Raw genomic sequence first — 3167 nt, 5'->3', positions numbered from 1 at the left:
GATTTATATCGGCGCATGGAATTTGGACTTAAATGTAGCTATGCTCATGGCACTAAAGCTATACGCACCCACATTGACTGGGTTGGAGAACAAAGTGCGATTAGCCTAGGGGTTTTCCAAACCATCCAGAAGGAATGGCAAGACAGAGTTACCCTACAAGCGGTGTCTCTAGTTACACTAGATTACTATCAAACTCCCGCTGGCATTACCTTAGCCGACACAATTGCTGAAATCGGAGGCATACTTGGGGGGGTAGCCTATAGCAACCAAGACCTGGATGCTCAACTCGATACTGTCTTTTCCCTAGCTAAGGAGAGAAACCTTAACCTAGATTTCCATGCTGATGAAAATGGTAATCCCGATTCCCATTGCTTACGACAGATTGCCAAAGCTGCTATTCGTCATCAGTTTACCGGAAAAATTCTTTGTGGTCACTGTTGCAGTTTAGCAGTGCAACCCTTAGAGGAGGTTGCGGAAACTCTCAAGTTAGTCAAAGCAGCAGGAATTGCTATTGTTAGCTTACCGATGTGCAATCTTTATTTACAAGATCGACAGGCTAACGTTACACCATCTTGGCGGGGAGTCACCAGGCTCCATGAAATTAAACAACAGGGTATTCCGGTAACTTTGGCTAGTGATAATTGTCGAGACCCCTTTTATGGATTTGGGGACCATGATGTATTAGAAGTCTTTACCCAAGCGGTACGGATTGCCCATTTAGATATGCCCATCGGTGATTGGCCTTGTGCCGTAACCAAGACAGCCGCTGATTTAATGGATTTACCCGAGATGGGTAGGATTGGGGTGGGACTCCCAGCAGATTTGATTTTGTTTAAGGGACGCCATTTCAGTGAACTTTTGTCCCGTCCCCAGCATGACCGAATTATCTTGCGTCAAGGTAAACCAATTGATACTAGGTTGCCGGATTATGCTGAGTTGGATTAGTTATAGGGCAGGGAATCGGGAATCGGGAATCGGGAATTGGGAATCGGGAGTCGGGAGTCGGGAATCGGGAATCGGGAATCGGGAGTCGGGAATTGGGAATCGGGAATATTAATAATAGTTGATTATTTCAGGACTGAAATTTATTTTTATCGCTTCCGATCTTAATTATTTTTGTACTGAGGCAAAAGCTAAGTATAGCATTTCTCATAGTAATGAGGTACACATACATAATTTTTCCCTGTTCCCTGTTCCCTGTTCCCTGTTCCCTAAAACCCAGGACTTTGTTCCTTACCCAATTGATAAATACTATATACCAGTTTTCAACAATTCCTTAGCCCATATCCGATTATTTTCTGAGAAAGCTGGTACTGGCTCTTGGTCATAATCGAGTTGGTAATCATAACCCCCTCGCTCATAAACACTATTAATTATAGCTTGTAAATCTACTATCGGTTCAGAATCCTCTGGACGTAATGGTAGGGAAAAAGTTGGTAGCTGCTCTGGCAGATTACAAGTATATAACTCGGCTCGTGGGCGACGCTCTTCTCGACTAACCAAAACCCGATAATCGCTTTCAATAGTATTATCTAAGAGTGGCATTGGTTTCCACCATCTGAGCAAATCTATCTCCACTAAATTGGTCAAGCTTCCTAACACCCGTTGGCGTTTTTTCAGGTAAGTTTCTCTCCCTTCACCAGAGCGCTTATTAACTGGAGATAAAACTTCGATAGCCGTTACCACCGAACCAGTAGTCATATCTCGTACTTCCAAATACCCTTGTTTGATTTCTTCAGGCATAGGAACGATTACTGTTACTGGTTTTGTGCTTGGTGGCGCAACAGCAACCTTAGAGCTGGGAGCATCGGGAGGATTTGGTTGACGTTTAACAGTAACATCAGGAATTCCAACTAATAAGACGTCATCTTGGTTAGTTGTATTAACTGGATAAATCCGCTTTTCAATAGCTACTTTATACTTCGGACGTACCTGAGGAATTAAACACTCAGCAATTAAACTAATCAACCAATGATGTACTTCTGGCCATAAATCTGGATGCTCTAAATACGGATCCATACCGGGAAAGATTGACGGCATCGCTTCACCTCCGATCAGCTCTGTCTTCTAGGATAGCAGGTTAGCAGGATAGCAGGATAGCAAGTTAGCAGGTTAGCAGGTTGTTCGCTTTTTAAGCTAGTAAGATCCAAGTTTTTGGGTTTTAGAGAGCAGGGACTAAGGCCGTAGGCCACGCTTTGGGCCAAGCCCACGCTGCGCAAACGCCAACAGAGCTTCGGAGCACTGAATTCAGAAGATGGAAGAGGTAAACAATTTGTGTACCTCATTAGGATAAAAAACGCTATAGCTATGGTTTTAACCTACTTTAAATTATGCTGAATTTTATGGCCACAGATCCCATTAAGGGATAGGATTCAGCAACCCGACATTGACAGTGCGAAGGATGATACTCTACTATTCCTATTGGTGTGTCTACTAGGATAGCTATCTGCTAGCTTTCCACTTGCACTGCCTCACTGACTCATGCTCTGTAACCAGAGAATATCCAGGGTTAAGGGGGCAAGATTTCAATAAGATTGATCCTTGAAAACCCTTTGTGAGTTTTTTGTGAATGTCCTCTATTTCCTCCTGGTTGTTTTTTTTGGAGCCTTGCTCTTCTTCACTAACTGGTTTCTTGTAGTCAGGTTTCTTGATAAGGTCACTTGAACCCAGTTTAAATAAGGTTTAACTATGACTATCTTTGCTCAGTTTGAACCGTTCGATCTCTACTTTCAGTTTAGAAATGAGTTTATGTTGTTACTAGATCAAGATGATCAGCACCAGTTTGACTGATGACAACTTGTTGAGCTTTTCGATATCAAGTTGTTGAGGTGGCTCTTTGCCCATAAAAGTCATGCGCTACTGAAAACCTAGTTTTTTTGAAATACCCCCTCAGGGACTGCTTACGTATCAGGTAAGGTATAATGGTAAATAATTACCGCACTACACAAGTAAAAATGATTGGGACATGTATGGAGTTTAACCTCTTTATCCTGACCGGCCTGAGGTGAATAAAAATCAATAATATCCATTCCTATTCGGCGATGAAAGCGATGAAAACTAAATCTCAAAAAATCAAATTATACTCAGTAAACGATCTGAAATCACTGTCCCAGTTAGCCTGTATATCATCTGAAACCCGCTTAGCAATGCAAGCTGTTGCTAAAGTG

The 3167-nt window shown here is 42.4% G+C and carries 5 protein-coding genes; 3 read left to right on the top strand and 2 right to left on the bottom strand.

What is annotated here, in order from left to right; genetic code table 11:
* From F6K49_RS38440 to F6K49_RS38430, 3 genes are all read left to right on the top strand, one after another.
* Positions 1 to 945, top strand: a 945-nt coding sequence (locus tag F6K49_RS38440) for a cytosine deaminase (protein WP_293105637.1), incomplete at its 5' end; no start/stop codon positions are given.
* The gene (locus F6K49_RS38435) at positions 929 to 1057 is read left to right on the top strand and encodes an AraC family transcriptional regulator (RefSeq protein ID WP_143727759.1); all 129 of its coding nucleotides are present in this window, start codon (positions 929 to 931) and stop codon (positions 1055 to 1057) included. The genes F6K49_RS38440 and F6K49_RS38435, both read left to right, overlap by 17 nt.
* A gap of 100 nt (positions 1058 to 1157) precedes the next feature.
* Positions 1158 to 1280 carry a hypothetical protein gene (locus F6K49_RS38430; protein WP_293105633.1) on the top strand — a complete coding sequence of 41 codons (123 nt, stop codon included), beginning with the start codon at positions 1158 to 1160 and terminating at the stop codon, positions 1278 to 1280.
* Here the strand turns inward: F6K49_RS38430 and F6K49_RS38425 are convergent.
* Together F6K49_RS38425 and F6K49_RS38420 are read right to left on the bottom strand one after the other, a co-directional pair.
* The gene (locus F6K49_RS38425; protein WP_293105630.1) at positions 1252 to 2040 is read right to left on the bottom strand and encodes a DUF4058 family protein; all 789 of its coding nucleotides are present in this window, start codon (positions 2038 to 2040) and stop codon (positions 1252 to 1254) included. The two genes, F6K49_RS38430 and F6K49_RS38425, sit on opposite strands and share 29 nt — an antisense overlap.
* 14 nt (positions 2041 to 2054) lie before the next feature.
* Complete coding sequence (locus F6K49_RS38420; RefSeq protein ID WP_293105627.1) at positions 2055 to 2285, bottom strand: hypothetical protein; 231 nt, start codon at positions 2283 to 2285, stop codon at positions 2055 to 2057.
* Between the last annotated feature and the right edge of the window lie 882 nt (positions 2286 to 3167).

The organism is Moorena sp. SIO3I6 (assembly GCF_010672095.1).
This window is presented reverse-complemented; position numbering and strand designations above follow the sequence as displayed.

Coding starts and splice junctions, on each gene's coding strand:
- F6K49_RS38425 (WP_293105630.1), bottom strand. CDS start 2,040: ATGCCGTCAATCTTTCCCGGTATGGATCCGTATTTAGAGCATCCAGAT.
- F6K49_RS38430 (WP_293105633.1), top strand. CDS start 1,158: ATGAGGTACACATACATAATTTTTCCCTGTTCCCTGTTCCCTGTTCCC.
- F6K49_RS38420 (WP_293105627.1), bottom strand. CDS start 2,285: ATGAGGTACACAAATTGTTTACCTCTTCCATCTTCTGAATTCAGTGCT.
- F6K49_RS38435 (WP_143727759.1), top strand. CDS start 929: ATGCTGAGTTGGATTAGTTATAGGGCAGGGAATCGGGAATCGGGAATC.